Raw genomic sequence first — 22,235 nt, forward strand, 5'->3', positions numbered from 1 at the left:
CTCTTTTTTAGCTTGGTGGTTATAAACCAGATTTTAAGCTGGCTTCAATAAATTTGTCTAAGTCGCCATCGAGTACCGCTTGAGTATTACGGTTTTCAACGCCGGTACGTAAATCTTTAATACGCGAGTCATCAAGTACGTAAGAACGAATTTGACTTCCCCAGCCAATATCAGACTTGTTGTCTTCTTGGCTTTGCTTTTCTGCATTTTGCTGTTGTAGCTCAAGCTCAAATAATTTCGCTTTTAACTGCTTCATTGCTTGGGCTTTATTTTTATGCTGCGAGCGCTCGTTTTGACACTGCACCACAGTATTAGTTGGCACGTGAGTAATACGTACCGCTGATTCAGTGGTATTTACGTGCTGACCACCCGCGCCTGATGCACGGTAAACGTCTATACGTAAGTCAGACGGATTAATATCAATCTCAATGTTGTCATCAACTTCTGGGTAAACAAACGCAGAAGCAAACGAGGTATGACGGCGGCCACTTGAATCAAATGGGCTTTTACGGACGAGGCGGTGTACGCCTGTTTCAGTGCGTAACCAACCATAAGCGTATTCACCAGAAAAACGTACCGTTGCGCCTTTAATACCAGCAACATCACCATCGGTCGCTTCAACTAGCTCTACTTTAAAGCCTTTTGCTTCACCCCAGCGTAAGTACATACGCAGTAAAATATTACACCAGTCTTGTGCTTCAGTACCGCCAGAGCCTGACTGTAAATCAAGGTAAGCATCGTTTGAATCGTGAGAACCTGAAAACATACGGCGAAACTCTAAGCCTTCAAGCTGCTGATTTAAATCAGCCAGTTCGCTTTGTGCTTCATCAAAGGTGTCTTGATCTTCGGCTTCAACAGCAAGCTCTACTAACCCTTCAACGTCGTCAGTACCCGCCACTAAGGTGTCAATGGTTTCAACAACAGCCTCTAGTGCTGACTTTTCACGACCAAGGGCTTGTGCGCGCTCAGGTTCATTCCATACGGCTGAATCTTCAAGTTCGGCGTTAACTTCTTCTAAACGTTCTTGTTTAAGAGCGTAGTCAAAGGTACCCCCGAAGCAGTTCAGTACGTTCGCGAATTTCCTTGATTTGATTAATCACAGGATTCACTTCAAACATGTACATTACTCCAAAATGGCTAGGTTATTGCGCACTTAAAAAAGAGACCGAGCGCAATTAAAAATCATCAAATAATAAAAACGCCCGATTTTAACAAAAAACCGCGCGTTTTATTAGCCTTTTATGCATGGTTTGAAGATATTTTTTAGCCCACTTTTTCAAGCTCTCTTACAATCAGTTGTAAGCTAAATTTACCTCTAAATTCATTTATATCGAGCTGGTACGCTACTTTAACAAACTGCGCCTCGGTATCTGGCCACGCTTTTACATCAATGCCAAAAGCTATGGCGTCAACTAAACGTGCAGATTGGTGTTTAAGGACTAACTTTAGGTGTTTTTCACCCACAATGCGCTGCTGTATCACTTCAAAGGTGTGTTCAAATATCGGCTCAGGAAATTGCTGCCCCCACGGGCCTGATTGTTTTAAAAGCTGGGCAAAATCCATGCTAAAGCAGTCGTTAGGTAGTTCACCATCAGTAAATACAATGCAGCGTTTACTTTCTTCACTGAGTTGCGCGCTGACCGCACTATCAAACGCACGTTTAAACTCAGTAAATTGCTGCTCGTTAATACTTAACCCTGCCGCCATTGCGTGGCCGCCAAATTTATTAATTAAACCAGGCTGCGCGGTGTTTAATCCCTCAAGTAGGTCGCGCATATGCAAGCCTTCAATTGAGCGACATGAGCCTTTTATTTCACCATTTTCACCACCGGCAAATATCACCGTTGGGCGGTGGTACTTTTCTTTTAAGCGCCCGGCTAAAATACCAATTACCCCTTGGTGCCAATCGTCTTGGTACAAACAAATAGCATCGGGCACACTATCTTCTTTAAAGGCGAGCCTATCGAGCACCGCTTGCGCTTCTACTTGCATGCCTTGCTCTATTTCACGTCTGGCAAAGTTTAAACTATCAAGCTCGCCAGCTATGCGCCTTGCTTGATTTATGTCGTTGCTAAGTAAACACGCTATGCCTAGACTCATGTCGTCTAAGCGCCCTGCTGCATTTAAGCGTGGAGCAAGCGAAAAACCAAAGTCACTGGCGCTCAAGCGCGCGGCATTGCGATTAGCCACTTCAATCAGTGCGGTAATACCTGGGCGAGTTTTACCACTGCGAATACGTGCCAAGCCTTGGTGCACTAAGGTGCGGTTATTCGCATCAAGGGCTACCACATCGGCCACCGTACCTAACGCTACAATATCAAGCAAATCAGCAATATTTGGCATAGGATGCTGCTCAAAATAACCTTGTTCACGCAATGCGCTTCTCAGGGCAATGAGTAAATAAAATGCCACACCAACACCGGCTATCGACTTAGAGGGAAAATCACAATCGTGGCGGTTAGGGTTAACAATAGCATCGGCGTTAGGCAGTTGTTCACCCTGCAAGTGGTGATCTGTTACCAGCACTTTAATGCCTGCGGCTTTAACAATATCAATGCCTGCGATACACGATATGCCGTTATCGACGGTGATCACTAAATCGGGCTGCATCGTCACTATTTGCTCAGCCAATGCTGGGCTTAAGCCGTATCCTAAACTAAAGCGGTCTGGTACTAAGTAATCTAAGTGGGTAAAGCCAAACATGGCCAGCCCTTGCATTAAGGTGGCGGTGCTGGTTGCGCCATCGGCGTCAAAGTCGCCCACAATAAGTATTTTGCTTTGTGCGTGTAGGGCTTCAATTAACAGTTGGCTGGCTTTGTCTATATCTTTAAAAAGTTTGAAGTCGTGGAGTGTAGCTGCGCTATTGTTTAGCTCATCGGCATGGGACACATTTCGCGTGGCATAAATTTGCTTAATAACAGGGTGAAGATGGCTCGGCAGATGAGAGTCGTCAACGGGTTCTCGCGCAATGATCATTTTTTTCATGCTAGTTTTTAACTTATGATGTTCATGATATAAGACAAAAAAAGGCCATTAAGGCCTTTTTAAACACATACTCGTGGTATTGCTTAGCCCGCTTTGTTAGCCTCAAGCGCTGCGCTTAATGCCGCAGCAGGCTGATAACCTGGGATCATCGTGCCATCTTCTAAAATAATAGCCGGTGTACCGCTAATACCAAAACTCTGGCCTAACTGATAATGCTCAGCAACAGGTGCGCTACAGCCTTTAACAATTTGGGTATCTGCACCCGATTTAGCTTCAGTTAATGCTTCTTGCTGATCTTTCGCACACCATACATTCATTAAATCAGCGTAACCAGATCCTTGCAGACCGCCGCGTGGAAATGCTAAATACTTAACGGTAATACCCGCATCAAGTAAGTCATCTAGTTCACGGTGTAATTTACGACAGTAACCACAGCTAATATCGGTAAATACAGTAATGCTGTGCTTCTCTTCAGGTGCTTTGTAAACAATCATTGAGTCTTCGTATTCTTTTAACCCTGATTGGCGCACACCATTAAGTGCTTGCTCGGTTAGGTTACTACGGTTGTTTAGATCGATTAGCGTACCTTGCATTAAAAATTGACCGTCAGGACTTGCATACAGCACACCTTTATTGGTGATCAATTCTTTTAAGCCTGCAACTGGGCTTGGATTAATTTGTTTAACGGTCACCCCTAGCGCGGCAAATTTTGTCACGATAGGATCTGTAGCATCCGGAGTGACTGCAACGCTATTAGCAAAAGCGCTCAAACTAGTGCACAACATGGCACCTGCTAACATTAATTTTTTCATAACGGGTTCTCTATCCTAAAAATACTTATCTTATCGTGTCTATATGACCGGCTTAGTGACAAAAAAATTCGCTTAAGCACGAGGATGATGCTCAGCATGCACCGATTTTAATCGCTCATTCGCTACATGCGTATAAATTTGGGTAGTTGATAGGTCGCTGTGGCCAAGCATCATCTGCACCACACGCAAGTCAGCCCCATGATTTAATAAATGCGTTGCAAATGCATGTCGCAAGGTATGGGGTGATAGCGGCGACTCAACGGATGCCAAAATAGCATAGTGTTTAATCCGATGCCAAAAAGTTTGTCGTGTCATACCCACTCCTCGCTTTGAGGGAAACACAAAATCGGTAGCATGTTTTATCATTTGCGCGCGCCCGAGCTTTAAAAATTGCTCGAGCCAATACATGGCCTCTTCACCTAAAGGCACTAATCGCTCTTTGTTACCTTTACCTTTTACAAACACCACAGCTTGGCGCAAATTTATTTGCTCCATTCTAAGCCCCACCAGCTCGGTTACCCGCAGGCCTGTTGCATACAGTAACTCCAGCATGGCTTTATCGCGCAGCCCCATTGGCTCTTCAATGTTGGGCGCACTTAATAGCGCTTCTACTTCGGCCTCAGATAGCGTTTTTGGTAACGACTGCCCTGCCTTTGGCTGAGCAATATTGACCATAGGTGAGTCGCTAATTATTTTTTCACGTACAAAGTACTGATAAAAACGTTTTAATGCACTAATACTTCGCGCAGTGCTGCGTGGTTTTAGCCCTAAATCAACGCGGTGTGCTAGGTAACTTTCAACATCTAAGCTGGTTACCGTCATTAAGTTTTCGCCTTTTAAAAACTGGCAAAACTTATCTAAGTCACTGCGATAAGCGCTCAGTGTGTTTTCACTTACGCCTTGCTCTAAATAGAGGCTATCTAAAAAGGTTTCTAAAAAGTCGCTATTGCTGCTTAGCTCAGTATTTTGTTCAGGTAAATCGTCAGATAGCGTTGTCACGTTGTGATCTCATGTTGGTAATACCACGGGAGAAGGTATCAATTAAAAATACCTTACGGTAAACTTGAGCCTATCATAACAGGCAATTACACAGTGATAAATACGATGCAGATTGGTTTATTTTTTGGTTCTACTACCTGCTATACCGAAATGGCGGCAGAAAAAATACGCGACATTATTGGCGCCGATATCGTCAGTTTACACAATATTAAAGACGAGCCGCTTAAAAACGCTGAGCAATATGACTTTATCATTTTTGGTATTTCTACGTGGGACTTTGGCGAAATTCAAGAAGATTGGGAATCAAAGTGGGACGACATAAAAGATGTCGACCTAAATGGTAAAACCATTGCCTTATTTGGCATGGGCGATCAGCAAGGGTATGGCCAGTGGTTTCAAGACGCATTAGGCATGCTTCACGACGAAATAAATGCCCAAGCCATTACTCAATTAGGCTTTTGGCCGAACGACAGTAATTACGAATTTGAAGCATCAAAAGCCCTTACCGAAGACGGTAAACAGTTTGTAGGTTTAGCATTAGACGAAGATAGTCAGTACGAGCTAAGCGACGAGCGTATTGCCACGTGGGTAGAACAAGTGATGACAGAGTACGCTAAAACCCTATAACTCACTATTGCAAAGAGCGCTGCCATGCAGCGCTTTTTAATTCTTAACTATTCTACTTTTAACCAGTATTGGTTACGGTAAAAAAAGCCCACATAACCGCGCACTTCTAGTTTTTCGCCATTTTGCTGCGGTGTTAAACGCACGCTGTAGGTTTTACCGTTATTTGGGTCGAGTATTTCACCGTCTTCCCAACTACCGTCACCCGCATAGGTCACATCTTCAATAATGGTCATCCCCAACATAGGCTGATTCTTTTTATCACCATCACACTCGGTGCAAAGTGCATCTTGCTTGGCTTTATTGAGTATTTTTTCAATTTTTCCAGTCAGCACGCCATCTTGCTCAGTAATGCGCACGTACGACTTAGCCTCGTTAGTCTCTTCGTTAATAGTTTTCCAAAGCCCAACCGGTGTGGGGTTAGCAAAAACCTCAGAGGTGTTAAATAAGCTGCCCGCTAAAAGGGCTAGTAATAGTATTTTTTTTGATTTTTTAGTTAATAAATTCATCAAATTACTTTAAATATGAGTCAATAATGGTGCCATACTAACAACCCTTTATAAAACACTCTACGTAAAAATGCTTTAGGCATACAGCGTGGTATTACATATTTAAATAAAACGCCTTGCACAGTGCAATGTAGTCTTGACTGTAAGCATTACTTAACTCCCTTATGCATAGAGTGCTTTTACTTACTTCACAATCATCAAAACTAAAAGTCATCAAACTGCGTCTAAAGGGCTTATTTGGCATAGCTTGTACTTGGCAAAGGCGATTTAAATACAGCCCTTGCTGCTGTGCTAATGTTATAAATAACTGCGCCTCAGTAGTGGGTAAAATAAGATTAAAACGCGAATGTTGATGACTTAGTTGCCTAAACGCACCAAGCAGTTCTGCAAAGCTTAAACCATCGGTATGGCGAGCGGTATTTCGCGCTGCATTATCACCTTTTAAACTTTGATTAAAATAAGGCGGATTAGCTATAACACAATCAAATAAACCTGCAGCCTCAAACTGCTGAATAGGCTGATGGTAAATACTAATATCCGGCCAAGGACTTTGCTGGCAATTTTGTAAAGCCTGCTGGTAGGCGGCTTCATCAACTTCAACCGCACTCACCTTTAAATGTGGCGCTCGTTGCTTACACATTAGAGCCAGTAACCCTGTGCCTGTTCCTATATCAAGTAACGTATTTGCGTGGCTTAAATCAGCCCATGCGCCCAGTAAAATACCATCGGTAGAGACCTTCATGGCGCACTGGTCGTGCTCAACCTTAAATTGTTTAAATGCAAAACCAGACATTTTTTCACCTTTTCATTCACCAAGCAGGTTTAAGTGCGTATAATTAACGGCAATTGTCCCCTATTTTTGACACTCTATGCAATTTTCTGAATTTGATCTTGATGATAAGCTACTCAATGCTATTAATAAAATGGGCTATGAAACCCCCACTAGCATTCAACAACAAGCCATTCCTGAGGCGTTGCAAGGACGCGATATTTTAGCGTCGGCACCAACAGGTACAGGTAAAACGGCGGCATTTTTAATTCCGGCAATTCAATATTTAATGGATTTTCCGCGTCGTGATCCGGGCTTTGCACGGGTATTAATTATGACCCCAACGCGCGAGCTTGCTTATCAAATTCATGAACAATGTGAGTTACTTGCAAAACAAACCCAGTTAAAAATTGGGGTAGTTACCGGTGGTATTAACTACGGTACACACAAAGAAATTTTTGAAAATAATAACGACATTTTAATCGCCACACCTGGGCGTTTAATGGAATATTTAGAAACCGAAAACTTCCATGCAGAAAACGTAGAAATGCTCATTCTTGATGAAGCCGACCGCATGCTCGACATGGGTTTTCGTAAAGAAATGCTGCGCATTTGTGATGAAGCTAAAAACCGTCGTCAGTGCTTTTTATTCTCAGCTACTCTTGAAGGTGACAGCGTAGAATTATTTGCAGAGCGTATTTTAAACGACCCGGCTCTGCTTGAAGCCGAATCATCACGCAAAGAAAAAGCTAAAATACATCAATGGGTTCATTTAGCCGACGACTACCGCCATAAACTTGAGCTATTAGTTAACACCTTAAACGGCCCTGATGTTAGTAAAGCGATTGTGTTTGTAAAAACTCGTGAGCGCCTTGAAACCCTTATTGGTGAACTAACCAATAACGGCGTTAAAGCTGCGTGGCTACGTGGTGAAATGCCACAAGATAAACGCATGAAAGCGATGGAAAATTTCCACAGTGGCAAAACCCGCATTTTAGTCGCGACCGATGTAGCCGCGCGTGGTATTGATGTAGCTGATATAAGCCACGTAATTAACTTTGATATGCCTCGCACTGCAGATGTTTACGTACACCGTATTGGCCGTACAGGCCGCGCGGGTAAAAAAGGCATAGCGATTTCACTCATTGAAGCGCACGATATTGGAATCCTTTACAAAGTAGAACGTTACATAGAACAGAAGCTAAAACGCCGTGTATTTAAAGGATTAGAGCCAAAGCATAAAGAAGCCAAGCCACCAGTCAAAAAGCGTAAAGATCCAGTAAAAATGAAAGCGAAGAAAAAAGCCAAAGCTAAAAAGAAAAAATAGCTTTAGCTTTAATACATTTGATTGAGCCGACGTTTGTCGGCTTTTTTGTGGCTTAAAAACAGTGAGTAAGCAATTCAGAGTAATATGTAAAAACTACTTAGCTGAATAACCACTTAATAAAATATCCAATTATTTCAAATGGTTAATTTTGGAATGAAACTTGTAACCCAAGCTAGTGTATGAGTATTAAAACGCCGAGTATCGGCGCTGCTTTTTCAAAAACACTAAGGATATAGTTATGAGTCGCATTAAATTTACTATCGGTTTTATTTCGTTTTGTTGTTTATTTTTATTAGTCTCTGCTTTTAAAGTTAGTGCAGCAACGCATTTAGCAGTAGTAAGTAGTGTGGCCACACAACCTAATTTACAACAATCTATTACTCATGAGTTACGTACTAATCCAAATTTAGAATTAGAAAATTTGAACGTACAGGTCGAAAATGGCGACGTTGAACTTAATGGCAAAGCTAATAACGGTTTTGAACGTGCTCTTGCACAAAAATTTTTAGAAAATATGGATGGAGTTAAAGTAATTCGCAACAAAATTAGTGTTATTTAATACAACTTTTTCTTAACTAATACACTTAACTTATCCCTCAGCGCTGCTTGCTTCTCCAACACAAGCGGCGCTTTTTATGGCCTTCACAATATAAATTCAATACAGACATAATCCCAATCCAGTTTAAATAGCTTGATTAAAAGCCTTTTTGTTTACGCACCAATCGCGACGCTCATTGCAGCTACTTATACCATTGAATCCTTTATTACTCACAGACACTTACTATATAGGGCTTGCATCAAGCTTGAGCACAAATTCGATTAATTAAGTAATCTATTTTGAGATGAGAAACCTTATCGATATAGTTTTATAATTGAGATGCTTTTAAGGCAGTTAGCGCAAGGCTTTAATTACTTCAGATTATCAATTGGGTCTGTTGTTCTTTCAAGGTTGAATTTGCAGTAGTCTGTTTGGTATTTAGCCAAGGGTTCTGCCCAGGGACATTTACTCTTTGTTGGCTACATGGATGGTGGTAAGGAGCGTGAGCTGGACGCGGAAGCTTTGCTCGGTTTTTACTTATTATTACATGGATGTAAGCCAGTAGAATAACGCAGGAGCAGTTATCGAGCCCACTAGGCAACAAACCTCGCGTCGCGATTAAATAGCTCTTAGTTTGAACTAATTTTAATCCGCAAAGGTCAACAGACCCTTATATTATTTATTATAAAAAGCGCGTTTTACTTTGTAAAAACGCGCTGATAGTCAGTAACTATTTCCCAATGCTTTTACCTTCGGGGTTTTAAATTATTTACTCACCTTGGCTTGCATCAGTATTATTGTCACCCTCTTTATTTGCTGACTGCTGACTTATTTTATCGCTTATCATGGCATCGAGTTTTTCACCGCCCTTAATACCAAAATCCAACGTACGAATAGGAAACGGAATACTAATATCAGCGGCATCGAGTGCTTGCTTTACAGCCACAACTCCTTTGTGACGCACCGTCATAAAATCAGGCTCGCCAGGGTATTTGATCCAAAACCACACCAACAAGTTTATACTGCTATCACCAAAGCCTTCGGCATAAACAGCGGTTTCATTTTTGCGGATCACAAAGTCAAATTGGTTAATTTTGTCGACGATGACCTCACTGGCTTTTTCTATATCGTCAGCGTAAGAAATACCCACCGGCACTTCTATTCGTCTTACCCCTAAGGTGCTGTAATTACGCAGTACATTTCTAAATAGTATTTTATTAGGTACCAGTATCAATTGCCCGTAAAAGCTCTCTATTAGTGTGTTGCGCAAGTTTATTGAATGTACCGAACCAAACACATTATCGGTTTCTATGACATCACCCGCTTTAAACGGTTTACGAATTCCCATGGCAATACCCGCTATCAGGTTTTCGGTCATATCTTGAAAAGCAAAACCAATGGCAAGACCAACAATACCTGCACCAGCAAGCAGAGAAGTGACAGTACTTTTTAAGCCCATAAAATCAAGGGCAATAAATACCCCCACACTCAGTACAATAACTTTAAATATTGAGGCCATTAAATCGGCAATTTGCGTAGAGTCGAGCGAGCGACGTAAAACATTTTTCATTCCTTTGCCTGCCAAACGCGCAATAAATGAAAATAGAATGGCAATGATCACCGCAACAATAAAATTAGGGATATGGCTTATAACTACATCAAACCAACCGCCGAGCTTTTCTTCTATCAACTTTTCGGCTTCTGTAATTGAGGGAATTGAGAGCATTTATTTTATACCTTAGTTAGGGTTAGTAATCTAAGGTTTGCAAAAATAACGCCAGTATAAAAAAGCCATGCAATGCATGGCTTATTAAATACTTTAAAAAGTGTGTTAGTTTTGCTCTTCGCGTAAAAATACCGGTTCAAGTTCTTTGGTGGTTGCCTCTGGGCTAAAGTAATAGCCGGCCACAGTAAACTCTTTGAGTTGGCTTAATTGAGTCACTTGATTTTCAATGATGTAGCGTGCCATCATGCCGCGCGCTTTTTTAGCGTAAAAGCTAATCACTTTATATTGGCCGTTTTTACAGTCTTTAAAGTGTGGTGTAATAATGTGTGCGTTAAGCGTTTTTTTATCTACTGCTTTAAAGTATTCGTTAGAGGCTAGGTTTACTAAGTATTGTGCATCTTGTGCCGCTAATACGTCGTTAAGTTTATTAGCAATAACACTGCCCCAAAACTCATATAAGTTTTTACCCCGGCTATTTTCAAGTTTTGTACCCATTTCTAAGCGATAAGCCTGCATTAAATCAAGCGGCTTTAATACTCCGTATAATCCCGAAAGTATACGTAAATGGTCTTGAGCGTAATCAAGCTGCTTAGTAGTGAGGGTATTAGCATCTAACCCGCCGTATACATCGCCGTTAAAGGCAAGCACGGCCTGTTTAGCATTATCGGTAGTGAATGGTTGTGCCCACTCACTAAAACGCGCTGCGTTGAGGCCTGCGAGTTTATCGCTAATTTTCATTAAACTGCCAATTTGCGCAGGAGTTAGTTCACGGCATACTTTCATGAGCGCTTCGCTGTGCTCAAGTAATTCAGGTTGAGTGAACTTATCTGTTGCGGGTGGCGTGTCGTAATCAAGATTCTTTGCTGGTGAAATAACAGTGATCATAGTTAGCTATTGACTTGTAAATTATTTAATGTCAATTTCAACATTAAATGAAACGAAAAGCACGTTTTGTTTAAAATTATCCTACCTAAAACTCAACCGTTACCGTTTTTTTATTGATAAGGACATAAGACCTATCAAGCATTGTCACACTGTTGCAGTATAGCTATATTAAGGTAGTTTAGATTTTCTTTTAACTTGCTTGGAATGAGGAAAAGCAAATGACTAGCGCTCTACAAAGGCTTAAACAACATTCTTCTATCGTGGCCGACACGGGCGATATAGAAGCCATAAAAAAACATCAACCTGAAGATGCGACTACCAATCCATCGCTACTTTTAAAAGCGAGCGAGATTGAAGCTTACAAACCTTATCTAGATAAAGCATGGCAGTATGCAAAAGAAACAGAGCAGCAGCCTGCAAAACAGCTAGAGCTGGCTTGTGATTATTTTGCAGTATTACTTGGTAAAGAAATTAGTGAAATTGTACCGGGTTATATTTCTACCGAAGTTGATGCACGTTTATCATTTGATACCCAAGCAACAATTAATAAAGCACACACGCTATTGAGCCTTTACGAAAAAGAAGGCGTAAGCAAAGACAAAATTTTAATTAAAATAGCGTCAACGTGGGAAGGTATTAAAGCGGCTGAGCAATTAGAAAAAGAAGGCACTAAGTGTAACCTTACTTTATTATTCAGCGATGCCCAAGCGCGCGCTTGTGCTGATGCAAACGTATTTTTAATCTCTCCATTTGTTGGCCGTATTTTAGATTGGCATGTGGCAAACGGTATGGAAAAACCAACCGATCCGCTTCAAGATCCGGGTGTGCAATCTGTACGTAGCATTTTTGAGTTTTACAAACGTCACGACTACAAAACCGTAGTTATGGGCGCAAGCTTTCGTAATACCGGTGAAATTATTGCACTTACAGGATGCGATAAGCTAACAATTAGCCCTAATCTTTTAGAAGATTTGGGTAATTTAGAAGGTGCTGAAGAATACTTGCTAGCAAGTGATATTACTAAAGAGCCAAAACCTGAGCCACTTAGCGAAACACAGTTCCGTTGGTTACATAACCAAGATGCCATGGCGACTGAAAAACTCGCTGAAGGTATTCGCTCATTTGCAGATGCGCAAGAGCAGTTAGAAGCACGCTTTAAAGCGATGTAACTAACCGCTGTTTAAGAGTTTAAAAACGTCGCTTATTGCGGCGTTTTTTTATACCTGCAATTTTATTTTAAATACTCGCCTTGTCCCCATTTAAGTGCTGTTCTCATTGATCTTCATCAAAATACCACCCGTTAGTAACAGTTTCGTCACATTTATATTCTATTTTATTAATAGCTGTGGTATAGATACTGCCGAGGTTCAAAAAGTGGTCAATAGGAGATAATCAATGGATAGCCTAAACGAAATAATAGAGATATTAGAAGGTTCTGATACATCGAAAAAAACCTCTCAAAAAAATAAAAAAAGAAAATGGCGCGAAATAGAAGCAATAAAAGATAAGCAACGTTTGCGCAAAGAACTACAGGAGCTTGACTATTTTGCAGATAGTGTTGCTATTGATGAGTTAGAGTTTTAACCAACATAAGCAACTAAAAAGGCTTTCATTAATGAAAGCCTTTTTTAATGCCTATTACCCTATACCTGCCAATTAATGGGCTGCGCCCCTTGCGCTATTAACAGTTCATTGGTTTTGGAAAAGTGCTGACAACCAAAAAAGCCGCGATGCGCTGAAAGAGGCGAAGGATGAGGCCCTGCCAATACATGATGGCGCTGGCGATCAATACTTTTACCTTTTTTTTGTGCATGTGCGCCCCATAAAATAAACACCACACCTTGGCAGTGCTCATTTATATGAGCAATCACGTTATCGGTAAATTGCTCCCAACCTAAGTGTTTATGGGAATGGGCTTGCCCTTGCTCTACAGTTAATACTGTATTGAGCAAAAACACACCTTGCTTTGCCCAGCCTTGTAAATAGCCGTGTTCTGGCGTGGTAAAGCCATTAATATCAGTTACTAACTCTTTATAAATGTTTTTGAGCGAAGGCGGGAGCTTTTTAACCTCAGGCAATACTGAAAAACACAAACCATGCGCTTGCCCTTCTCCATGGTAAGGGTCTTGACCTAATATAACCACTTTAATGTCGCTAAGTGGAGTTGCATCAAATGCGCTAAACACCTGTGATTTTGGCGGATATACAGCAGTGCCTTCGGCTCGTTTATTCGCAATATATTCAAGGGTTTGCTGCATATATGTTTGGCTAAGTTCATGGTTTAAAAAAGATGACCAGTTGCTCATAATTGACTCTTAATAAATTCTCTAGATATATCTACTTTGTCACACATCTGCGCTAATCCATCCAACATTCTGGGGGTAAACCGATGTAATAAATCAGCATTGACGCTAATAAATTGCTCATACTTTACCGCAGGGATTTCAGGCCACTGCTGCCAATTAACTGTGGGTATTACCCTTTTTGATTTTTCATCGGGAATAATAATAACTTGTGGCTTAGTAACTATCACGTTTTCGATGCTAATTTGTGGGTAATCTGTGTCGCTGTTTGCAAATACATTGGTTACTTGGCAAGTTTCGATTAACTGATTGATCCATGTATTTTTTGATACAGTCATCATAGGCTCAGGCCACAACTGATAAAACCCAGTAAGCGTGGTTTTATCTTTCTGTGTAACTTTAATTGCGTTGAGTTTGGCCGTAAATGTCTCGGCTACTTTTTTACTTTGCTCAATATGGCCCGTTATTTGACCTAGTTTTAGTATTTCCGAGGCAACCCCTTCAATAGAACTTGGATCACTTAAATATAATTCAATTCCTAAACGCTTTATTTGTGCTAAATCTTCAGCCTGATTACCACTTTTCCACGCAATCACCATGTCAGGTTTTAGCATGAGTAACTTTTCAATAGAAATGCCATTATAGCCACCAATACGCTCAATTTTAGTCGCCTCTTGCGGGTAATCTGCGTAATCCAGCGTGCCCACTATTAAATCACCCGCCCCAATAGCATATAAATTTTCAACTATGTGTGGTGCTAAAGCCACTATACGAAGCGGCTTGTCAGCTAGGGCTTGAGGCACATTAACAGCAAACAATAACAGCCCAAAAACAATACGCTTTAACATTAGTAATCAAAGCCTTTCAATGCTTTTACGCCCGACTCAAACGCATGTTTTACATTACGTACTTCACTTACCGTATCGGCAAGCTCTATTAAGGTGCGATGCGCAGCACGACCAGTAATAATTACTGATTGCATAGGCGGTCTATTATTTACAGCAACAACCACTTCCTCTAGGTCGATATAACCATAGGTCACCATATAGGTGAGTTCATCGAGTAATACCACATCGATACTGCTGTCGCTTAGCATCCGTTTTGACTCTTGCCATGTTGCTTGCGCTGCCGCGGTATCGGCCTCTTTATTTTGCGTATCCCACGTAAAACCGGTGTTCATAACAGCAAATTCAACCCCAGCACCTTGCAGTAAATTACGCTCACCACACTCCCATGTGCCTTTAATAAACTGACATACCGCAGCTTTTTTACCGTGCCCAACACAGCGTGCAACCACACCAAAACCAGAAGTCGATTTGCCTTTACCGTTACCAGTAATAACCTGAAAAATGCCTTTTTCTCGTTGCGCTGCGGCTACTCGCGCGTCAACCTGTTCTTTTACTTTTTGTTGACGCTGTTGGTGCTTGTCGTTAGTTGATTCAGTCATTGTTATGTCCTTGATAAATTTTAATAATTTGTTCAATATTTAAATGCGCTTTACACATATCAGCTAAGCGTTCTAACTGGCGTTCACGATGCTCATTTATACTAATCGCACTAATTGCACTTTCTGGTTTCACCCACTTTAACAGCTGTTCTGTGGCTGCAGGGCTATCAAACAAGCCATGTAAATAGGTACCAGCAATGGCATTATCGTCACTCACAAAACCATCGGTTTTAAAGTCATTGGGGTGTTTATTAAAGCGAATGAGTGGCTTGTAGAGCGCCTTTCCTTGACTAATACCTGCATGTATTTCGTAGCCATCACATGCAACCTGTTGCTTATTTAAATTAAGCACTGCGCTCACTCGGCTTAACACTTTTTGCTCACCCAATAGCGTATCAAAATCGCTAAGCGCTAAGCCCGTCACTTGCCCCAACGATGACTCCACCCCATTCGGATCACTGATAGTGTTACCCAGCATTTGCATACCACCGCAAATACCCAATACTTTGCCACCATAACGAAGATGGCACTTAATTTGCTGATCCCAGCCTTCATTTTTTAAAAACGCGAGATCGCTGAGTACATTTTTACTGCCAGGTACAATAATTAAATCAACAGCAGGAATTGCTTGTGTATGGCGCACGTAGGTTATATTTATATTCGGGTGTAATCGCAGAGCATCAAAATCGGTATGGTTACTAATATGTGGCAATAACAGTACAGCAATATTTATACTGGCATCGGTCACATTATTATCTATGGCCACAGCATCTTCTGCATCAAGTGCTAAATCGTGCAAGTAAGGTAATACCCCTAATACAGGTTTACCGGTGTACTCCTCAAGCCAATCTAGCCCACCTTGTAATAAACTAATATCACCACGAAAACGGTTAATCACAAAGCCTTTTACTCGTGCTTGCTCAGACTCGCTTAATAACGCCAAAGTCCCGACTAAGTGCGCAAATACTCCTCCTTTATCAATATCGGCAATAATAATAACAGGGCAATCCACTTGCTCGGCGTAACCCATATTTGCAATATCGTTTGCGCGTAAATTAATTTCGGCTGGGCTGCCAGCCCCTTCTACCAGTAATAAATCAAAGCGTTTAGCTAAACGCTTATGCGAGGTTAATACTGCATCCATAGCCACTTTTTTGTAGTCATGGTAAGCATCGGCTTCCATATTGCTGATAGCTCTACCATGAATAATAACTTGTGCGCCGGTATCACTATTGGGTTTGAGTAATATAGGGTTAAAGTCGATTTCAGGTTCAACTTTTGCGGCTATGGCTTGTAATGCTTGGGCTCTGCCAATTTCGCCACCATCGTGCGTTACGGCACTATTGAGCGCCATATTTTGTGGTTTAAACGGTGCAACATTAACCCCTTGGTTAGCAAACACTCTGCAAAGTGCTGCAACTAAGGTGCTTTTACCCGCATCGGAGGTGGTACCTTGTACCATTAATGTTTTCATTATTTACCCACCAGCTGGCGCTTACGAAAATACAAGATACTTAAAAAGAATAGACTACCAATGGCCGCCGTGATCACCCCTATTGGCAGCTCTTGGTTAGCGAGTAATGAACGTGCCAGTACATCGACCCACACCATAAATATGCCCCCGACTAATCCGGTCATTAACAATCCAACACTACTGCCTTGAGAGATAAAAAAGCGCACTATGTGCGGCACCATTAAGCCAACAAAGCCAATTCCACCACACATAGCAACCAACACGGCTGTGATCAATGAGCTTAAAATAAGCATTAAAATTCGAAAGCGATGCACCCGAACACCAAGCGTTGTTGCGCTTTCATCACCTAACAACATGGCATTAAGTTGGCGTCTAAAACCTAACATAATGACTGTACATGTAATGATGACCAAGGCAGGTAATAACAGTGACGGCCATTGCGCCCTAGCAAAACTTCCCAAAGTCCAAAATAAAATAGCCGCGACGGCCTGCGGATCGCTCCAATAAAGTAACAAACTGGTAAAGGCGCTAAATAAAAATGATAAGGCCACCCCAGCCAATAACATCGACTCAACTTGGGCGTTGCGTTGACTGCCAGCAATTAAAATTAATAACCCCATTGCTACTAAACTGCCAATTAAGGCTGCTGCTGATAGCGCAATACCTGCGCCTATTCCAACAAAAGCCATTAATACTACGACTCCTAATGATGCTCCCGACGAAATACCAAACAAATAAGGGTCAGCCAATGGATTACGAGTAACTGTTTGTAATATCAATCCAGCAATCGCTAAACCGCTGCCGGCCAAAAAAGCCAGTAACGTACGTGGCATTCTTAATTCAATAATAATGCGGCTGGTAAATGAGGCCTCGCTTGAAAAAGTTAAGCTATGGTATACATCTGCGAGCGAGGTAGGGGCAGCACCAAAGCTCAATGCCACAAATAAACTAAATACAGCGCATAACAGTGCAATAATTAACGCCACACCATGGTTAGACATAATCGCCATGTTATTGGTATCCATAATAATAGGTAATATGGGGAATAGACTCACCATTGGACGCCGTTTGAGGGTGAGTATTAACTTGCGCGCAAACACCAAAAACCTCATCAAGCATTTGCTCGGTGATCACCTTATTAGGCTTTCCCGCTCTAGCGATTTCTCCGTTTTTAATAACCACTAACTCATCGCACATGGCTGCCGCTAAATTTAAATCATGAAATGAAGCAAACACAGTAATGCCCAAAGATTTAGCCAGCTCCATTAATTGAATTTGATATTTAACATCAAGGTGGCTTGTGGGTTCATCCATAATGAGTAGCTGTGGTTGCTGCACAATCGCTCTGGCAATAAGCGCTCGTTGCTTTTCACCGCCAGATAGTGAGTCAAATGACTGATTGCTATGAGATTCAAGCCCAACACGACTAATAGCCTGCGCTATTTTTTGTTTATCTGCTTGGATGGTCGAGCTAAATAGCGTTTTATGCGGGGTAAGCCCTAGAGCTACAACATCGAATAACGAGAGATTAAATTGCGACGGTGTTTCTTGTAGCACTACCGCAACTTGCTTGGCATAGTCTTCACTTTTTAGCTGCCAAATATCGGTATCGTTAAATTTAATCTCGCCTGCTGATGGCTGATTAAATCGATATAAGCACCGCAGTAAACTCGACTTTCCTGCCCCATTAGGGCCAATTAAACCAATAAATTTACCACGCTCAATGCTCACATTAATGTGCTTAAGAATTAATGTATTGTCCACTCGCCAAGAAACGTTGTTAACGGTTAAAAGCGGTAAGTTTAAAGAGGTGTGAGTGTGCAAAAAATTATCCTAGGCAGGGAAACACCCACACTCAGTACTAATACGTACCAAAAAGAAAATGAGTTAACCCGCTCGTTATATGAAGTTTTAAGGCATTTGTATCTGACTTACAGTAAAACTGATCACAGTTACGGGAATAGTTGAGGAGTTACACCTCATTCCAAATGCTTGGCTATTATGCGCAGATAAGTAAATAATTTAAAGCAAAAAAAAACCGCACTCAACTGAGTGCGGTTAAAAGGGAGTGTTTTAACTAAGGTTTAGTTAAAACTTATATTCCATACCTAAACCTAGGTAATCTTGGTCAACATTGTTGTCCATATCAAAGCTTGAGTAAAAGCCAAATACTTTAAGGTTTTTGTTTAGCTTATGGTCAACACCTACCGATACCGCGCTTTTATCATCGCTGTCATCAAAATCCATTGTTTGGTATTGCACTTTGAAAGTGTTGCTACCCATAAGATAAGCTGCATTCACTAAGTAACCGTCAGCCTCAGCGCTGCCATCTACTTTTTCTTGTGTTTGGTACATTGCGCCAAGTCTAAAATCTTCAATTTTACCTTGAACTGTTGCACGCACTACATCGTAACCATTGACTTCGCTATCAGCAGCAATGGCAGCATATACTGCGCTCTTTTTAAGGCCTGCATCACCGTAAGTTAACGCCACTGAGTAGCCATTTTTGGCATCTACGTCGTCTTCTGCAATAAATGACGCTAATACTTTAAAACCTTCATATGAGTTTGAAGCATAAGATACTGAGTTACCTAAACGATTTTCACCTTTAAAGGTATTTTTTATATCACCTTCAAGATCGTTGAAAAGATCTAGTTTCCCCTGCGCTTGCTTAAGCGCGGTGTCATTTCGGCCTATCACAACCTGACCAAATCCGCCTTTAAAGCCCACATATTGATTACGCGCTGAAATATTATCTTTATCGCCTTTTGAGTCAGCATCAGACACATCAACCTGAAATTCAAACTTATAAACAGCTTCTAAACCGTCTGAAATTTTTTCAGACCCTTTAAGTCCAAAACGAGATGCATTACTTTTAATTTCAGTAAAAGACCCTTCACCATCATCAGATGATTGAACGGTTACATTTGCTTTACCGTAAATGTCTACCTCTGCAAGTGCATTAAAAGATAAACCACTAAGTAGGGCTAAGCATAAGCTCGATTTTGCAAATTTCATGTTATTTCCTCGATAATCACAATAGACTAATTTTTAAAACAGCAGCAGTGTGTCACCACTAAATGACAAAAATATTACAAAGGACACATTTTTGTCTTTTTAAGTTAATAAAACTGCATTAAATCTGAAATCAAAATAACATGTAAAATAAACTGCCTACCGACTACTTACTTTGTTTCAACAAACTCGGTGTCATTTGCGACAACAAATTAACCAAAGTTTCTATCAACTCTTTCTGTTCGTTATCTCTATGATAGGCAACAAATACATCTCTTGAGGTATTTTCTACCCCTTTTACATGAAAAAGTTCGCCTTTTTCTAAATGATCTTTAACTAATACCTGTGGAATAAACGCACTACCGCCACATTGCAGTATTAAATCAAGCGCTATACGCCCTGTACTGGTTCTAAAATAAGGCGGTGTTTTACCGGTAAACTGACGCGCATGCCAAAGAGAAAACGTGGTTCCCCAATCAACATACACATATTGATTATCAAAAAAGTTATCACTGGTTGCCGTATCGTAACCACTCACCGGAATAATGGGCAGTTCACAAATACGTTCAACCACAAGTTCATCAACTTTAGGAGGATCAAATAAAATAGCTAAATCAAGGGTGCGCTCCAACAATAAGCGAGTGCTTTCTTGTTGCGCTTTCACTTCTGCCACCAGCGATACACCAGGCATCGCCGATACAATATTTGTAATACCAAACTGTAAAAATGCATCCCAAATATTAGGCGTACCTGCTAAGCTAATTTGCTTATGCATATTATCTGCAAGTGCAACATCCACTTTGGCTCTTTGCATCCCAGTAATAATCATTTGCGCATGCGGTAACAAACGCTCACCTGGGGCGGTGAGTTGAATATTATTACGCTGACGAATAAATAAATTTACGCCTAAGCCCTGCTCTAGTTGGCGAATTCTAAAACTCACCGCAGACTGCGTTATGTATAGGTTTTCTGCCGCTTTACCAAAATGGCGAGTACGCACCACTTCAACAAATGTTTTTAATAAATCTATGTCCAATTTTTTATCCTCACGATAAAAATTTTTTGTTTAAAAAAATAGCGATTATGTCCCATACTCCAGCTAATAATTGGTATGAGGGTACAGCTATGAGCAATGATATTTCACTACTTCGTCAAGCATTCGTAAGTCAACGTCAATTTTATGATGACCAAAACTTTCCACGCGGATTTAGCCGCAGCGGACACTTTACCCTGTTAGAGGCAAGTATTTTAGAACAGCACGGTGTTGTTTTAAAAAGCCTGTATAACAAAACAGTTGAGCCACAAAACGAACATCAGCAACAATTTGTAAATGCTGTCAGTGGCATAATAGAGCCAAGTAACCCAATTGAGCGAGCATGGGTTAAATATTTAAAGTTAACAACCTGCAAAACAAAATTCCATACATTATTTGGACGCTCAAAAATTTCAGGGCCAACACCAATAAGCCAAGATTATTATTCTGAGGCAGACAATCTATAAGTCACTACAATAGTTGCTTTTTGGCGTTTTAGCAGTTACAACTTGTATAAGCAAACAATTTTGCAAAATTTAAACAAGGCTGTTACGTGACGCACAGAATACTTATTGTTGAAGACACTCCTACTATTGCGCGAGTGCAAAAGCATATCGCGCAAAAAGTCGGCTACGAGGTTGATATTGCTCAATCCTTGGCTGAGACTAAAGAGCTTATAAGTAAGCACCATTATTTTTGCGCAGTGGTCGACTTTATATTACCTGACGCGCCACAAGGTGAAGCTGTTCCATGCACCATTGCAGCAGATATTCCTACCATAGTGATGACAGGCAATATCGATAAGCATACCCGTGACACCGTTGAAAAATACCCCATTATTGATTACATCATTAAAGGCAATAAACAAGCCTACGAGTATTTAGAAAAGCAGCTTTACCGCCTGCCCCGTAATAAGCATGTAAAAGTATTGGTTGTTGATGACTCTGCGTCAACACGCCAATACATATGTAGTTTATTAACACGTCACAAATATCAAATATTACAAGCAGCCGATGGCCTAGAGGCGCTTAAAGAGCTTGAAAGCACCCCCGATATTTCTGTGATTATTACCGACAAAGAAATGCCTAATATGGGCGGTATTGAGCTGTGTAATGAAATTAGACGCATTTATAGTAATAACGAAAAAGCCATTATTGGTATTTCAGGCGCTACTTCGTCTAATTTATCTGCCTTATTTTTAAAAAATGGAGCAAATGACTATTTATACAAACCATTTAACAGTGAAGAATTTTACTGCCGGTTAAGTCAAAACGTCGATATGCTAGAGCATATCGAAACTATAAAACGACAAGCCAATACAGATTACTTAACTAAACTCCCTAATCGTCGTTACTTTTTTGAAGAGGCTAACAAGTCATTAAAGCAGTTTAAAAAAGCAAAAGCACCAGCCATGTTAGCTATGCTTGATATTGACCATTTTAAAGCTATTAATGATACCTATGGCCATGATGCCGGAGATGAAGTGCTTAAAGGGCTGGCGGTATGCTTTAATAAATATTTTGAAAACCAATTGGTTGCCCGTTTAGGCGGAGAAGAATTTGCGGTATTTTTTACTGAACTGACCAAACAAGAAGCGCTAAAACGACTAGAAAGTTTTCGATTATTTATTGAGCTTAATAGCCATGAGTTTAGCCAAGCACAAATCAAGTTTACGCTGTCGATAGGCTTCAGCCACAGTGAAACCTATCAAATTGACGAACTATTAAAACAAGCCGACTTAAAGCTCTACAAAGCCAAAGAGTCGGGGCGTAATAAAGTGGTTTAGTTT

Annotated in this window: 23 protein-coding genes and 1 riboswitch; of the genes, 7 read left to right on the top strand and 16 right to left on the bottom strand. The window is 40.9% G+C overall.

Annotated features, from left to right (window positions below):
- Positions 1 to 19: 19 nt before the first annotated feature.
- The 4 genes from prfB to xerD form a co-directional block, all read right to left on the bottom strand.
- Positions 20 to 1,118 (bottom strand): peptide chain release factor 2 gene (prfB, locus tag KK487_RS12610; protein ID WP_096038752.1). Its coding sequence is split into 2 segments (ribosomal slippage): positions 20 to 1,042 and positions 1,044 to 1,118, totalling 1,098 coding nucleotides; the frame shifts between segments, so codons are not numbered across the junction.
- A 145-nt stretch (positions 1,119 to 1,263) separates the two neighbouring features.
- Positions 1,264 to 2,985 (bottom strand): single-stranded-DNA-specific exonuclease RecJ, encoded by a 1,722-nt coding sequence (gene recJ / locus KK487_RS12615; protein ID WP_008467799.1) that lies wholly within the window; start codon positions 2,983 to 2,985, stop codon positions 1,264 to 1,266.
- Positions 2,986 to 3,068: 83 nt separating this feature from the next.
- Complete coding sequence (gene dsbC / locus KK487_RS12620; RefSeq protein ID WP_008467797.1) at positions 3,069 to 3,797, bottom strand: bifunctional protein-disulfide isomerase/oxidoreductase DsbC; 729 nt, start codon at positions 3,795 to 3,797, stop codon at positions 3,069 to 3,071.
- A 72-nt stretch (positions 3,798 to 3,869) separates the two neighbouring features.
- On the bottom strand, positions 3,870 to 4,796 hold the full coding sequence (gene xerD, locus KK487_RS12625) for a site-specific tyrosine recombinase XerD (protein WP_008110662.1): 927 nt from the start codon (positions 4,794 to 4,796) through the stop codon (positions 3,870 to 3,872).
- Between the two features lie 105 nt (positions 4,797 to 4,901).
- On the opposite strand from xerD, the gene fldB reads away from it, so the two are divergent.
- Positions 4,902 to 5,423 (top strand): flavodoxin FldB, encoded by a 522-nt coding sequence (gene fldB, locus KK487_RS12630; protein ID WP_008110660.1) that lies wholly within the window; start codon positions 4,902 to 4,904, stop codon positions 5,421 to 5,423.
- Between the two features lie 47 nt (positions 5,424 to 5,470).
- Here the strand turns inward: fldB and KK487_RS12635 are convergent, their stop codons facing one another.
- Both KK487_RS12635 and KK487_RS12640 read right to left on the bottom strand, forming a co-directional pair.
- Complete coding sequence (locus KK487_RS12635) at positions 5,471 to 5,929, bottom strand: DUF2147 domain-containing protein (protein ID WP_036956626.1); 459 nt, start codon at positions 5,927 to 5,929, stop codon at positions 5,471 to 5,473.
- Positions 5,930 to 6,023: 94 nt separating this feature from the next.
- Positions 6,024 to 6,722, bottom strand: a complete 699-nt coding sequence (locus tag KK487_RS12640) for a tRNA1(Val) (adenine(37)-N6)-methyltransferase (protein WP_036956627.1) — start codon at positions 6,720 to 6,722, stop codon at positions 6,024 to 6,026.
- Positions 6,723 to 6,798: 76 nt separating this feature from the next.
- Here KK487_RS12640 and srmB point away from each other — a divergent pair, with 76 nt between their 5' ends.
- A complete protein-coding gene (srmB, locus tag KK487_RS12645) occupies positions 6,799 to 8,025 on the top strand; it encodes an ATP-dependent RNA helicase SrmB (protein ID WP_013465810.1) in 1,227 nt (408 codons plus the stop codon).
- 238 nt (positions 8,026 to 8,263) lie between these two features.
- On the top strand, positions 8,264 to 8,584 hold the full coding sequence (locus KK487_RS12650) for a BON domain-containing protein (RefSeq protein ID WP_036956628.1): 321 nt from the start codon (positions 8,264 to 8,266) through the stop codon (positions 8,582 to 8,584).
- Positions 8,585 to 9,332: 748 nt separating this feature from the next.
- Here KK487_RS12650 and KK487_RS12655 read toward each other — a convergent pair.
- Both KK487_RS12655 and yaaA read right to left on the bottom strand, forming a co-directional pair.
- Positions 9,333 to 10,289 (bottom strand): mechanosensitive ion channel family protein, encoded by a 957-nt coding sequence (locus KK487_RS12655; protein WP_033102560.1) that lies wholly within the window; start codon positions 10,287 to 10,289, stop codon positions 9,333 to 9,335.
- A gap of 105 nt (positions 10,290 to 10,394) precedes the next feature.
- Positions 10,395 to 11,174 carry a peroxide stress protein YaaA gene (gene yaaA / locus KK487_RS12660; protein WP_028835667.1) on the bottom strand — a complete coding sequence of 260 codons (780 nt, stop codon included), beginning with the start codon at positions 11,172 to 11,174 and terminating at the stop codon, positions 10,395 to 10,397.
- A 218-nt stretch (positions 11,175 to 11,392) separates the two neighbouring features.
- On the opposite strand from yaaA, the gene tal reads away from it, so the two are divergent.
- Positions 11,393 to 12,343 (top strand): transaldolase, encoded by a 951-nt coding sequence (gene tal, locus KK487_RS12665; RefSeq protein WP_076922089.1) that lies wholly within the window; start codon positions 11,393 to 11,395, stop codon positions 12,341 to 12,343.
- A gap of 226 nt (positions 12,344 to 12,569) precedes the next feature.
- A complete protein-coding gene (locus KK487_RS12670) occupies positions 12,570 to 12,758 on the top strand; it encodes a DUF3545 family protein (RefSeq protein ID WP_008467780.1) in 189 nt (62 codons plus the stop codon).
- A 59-nt stretch (positions 12,759 to 12,817) separates the two neighbouring features.
- Here the strand turns inward: KK487_RS12670 and ung are convergent, their stop codons facing one another.
- The 8 genes from ung to KK487_RS12710 all read right to left on the bottom strand — a co-directional run bounded on the left by ung (position 12,818) and on the right by KK487_RS12710 (position 20,449).
- The gene (gene ung, locus KK487_RS12675; RefSeq protein ID WP_215521820.1) at positions 12,818 to 13,480 is read right to left on the bottom strand and encodes a uracil-DNA glycosylase; all 663 of its coding nucleotides are present in this window, start codon (positions 13,478 to 13,480) and stop codon (positions 12,818 to 12,820) included.
- Entirely contained in the window at positions 13,477 to 14,325 is an 849-nt protein-coding gene (locus KK487_RS12680; RefSeq protein WP_215521821.1) for a cobalamin-binding protein, read from the bottom strand. Before KK487_RS12680 ends, ung begins: the two co-directional genes overlap by 4 nt.
- Positions 14,325 to 14,924, bottom strand: a complete 600-nt coding sequence (gene cobO / locus KK487_RS12685) for a cob(I)yrinic acid a,c-diamide adenosyltransferase (protein ID WP_028835663.1) — start codon at positions 14,922 to 14,924, stop codon at positions 14,325 to 14,327. The genes KK487_RS12680 and cobO overlap by 1 nt, the downstream gene beginning before the upstream one ends.
- Positions 14,917 to 16,398, bottom strand: a complete 1,482-nt coding sequence (locus tag KK487_RS12690) for a cobyric acid synthase (protein ID WP_096038757.1) — start codon at positions 16,396 to 16,398, stop codon at positions 14,917 to 14,919. Before KK487_RS12690 ends, cobO begins: the two co-directional genes overlap by 8 nt.
- Positions 16,398 to 17,408 carry a FecCD family ABC transporter permease gene (locus KK487_RS12695; RefSeq protein ID WP_028835661.1) on the bottom strand — a complete coding sequence of 337 codons (1,011 nt, stop codon included), beginning with the start codon at positions 17,406 to 17,408 and terminating at the stop codon, positions 16,398 to 16,400. Before KK487_RS12695 ends, KK487_RS12690 begins: the two co-directional genes overlap by 1 nt.
- Before the next feature lies 1 nt (position 17,409).
- Positions 17,410 to 18,222: an ABC transporter ATP-binding protein gene (locus KK487_RS12700; protein WP_215521822.1), complete on the bottom strand. Its 813-nt coding sequence runs from the start codon at positions 18,220 to 18,222 to the stop codon at positions 17,410 to 17,412.
- 76 nt (positions 18,223 to 18,298) lie between these two features.
- Positions 18,299 to 18,436, bottom strand: a riboswitch (cobalamin riboswitch).
- A gap of 50 nt (positions 18,437 to 18,486) precedes the next feature.
- Complete coding sequence (locus tag KK487_RS12705; RefSeq protein WP_215521823.1) at positions 18,487 to 19,416, bottom strand: porin; 930 nt, start codon at positions 19,414 to 19,416, stop codon at positions 18,487 to 18,489.
- Between the two features lie 163 nt (positions 19,417 to 19,579).
- The gene (locus KK487_RS12710) at positions 19,580 to 20,449 is read right to left on the bottom strand and encodes a LysR family transcriptional regulator (RefSeq protein ID WP_013465823.1); all 870 of its coding nucleotides are present in this window, start codon (positions 20,447 to 20,449) and stop codon (positions 19,580 to 19,582) included.
- Between the two features lie 89 nt (positions 20,450 to 20,538).
- Here KK487_RS12710 and KK487_RS12715 point away from each other — a divergent pair, with 89 nt between their 5' ends.
- Positions 20,539 to 20,913, top strand: coding sequence for a MaoP family protein (locus KK487_RS12715; protein WP_008110628.1), 375 nt, complete (start codon positions 20,539 to 20,541; stop codon positions 20,911 to 20,913).
- Between the two features lie 86 nt (positions 20,914 to 20,999).
- Complete coding sequence (locus KK487_RS12720) at positions 21,000 to 22,232, top strand: response regulator (protein WP_215521824.1); 1,233 nt, start codon at positions 21,000 to 21,002, stop codon at positions 22,230 to 22,232.
- Positions 22,233 to 22,235: the final 3 nt, after the last annotated feature.

Source organism: Pseudoalteromonas sp. SiA1 (assembly GCF_018732205.1).
Taxonomy (GTDB): domain Bacteria; phylum Pseudomonadota; class Gammaproteobacteria; order Enterobacterales; family Alteromonadaceae; genus Pseudoalteromonas; species Pseudoalteromonas tetraodonis.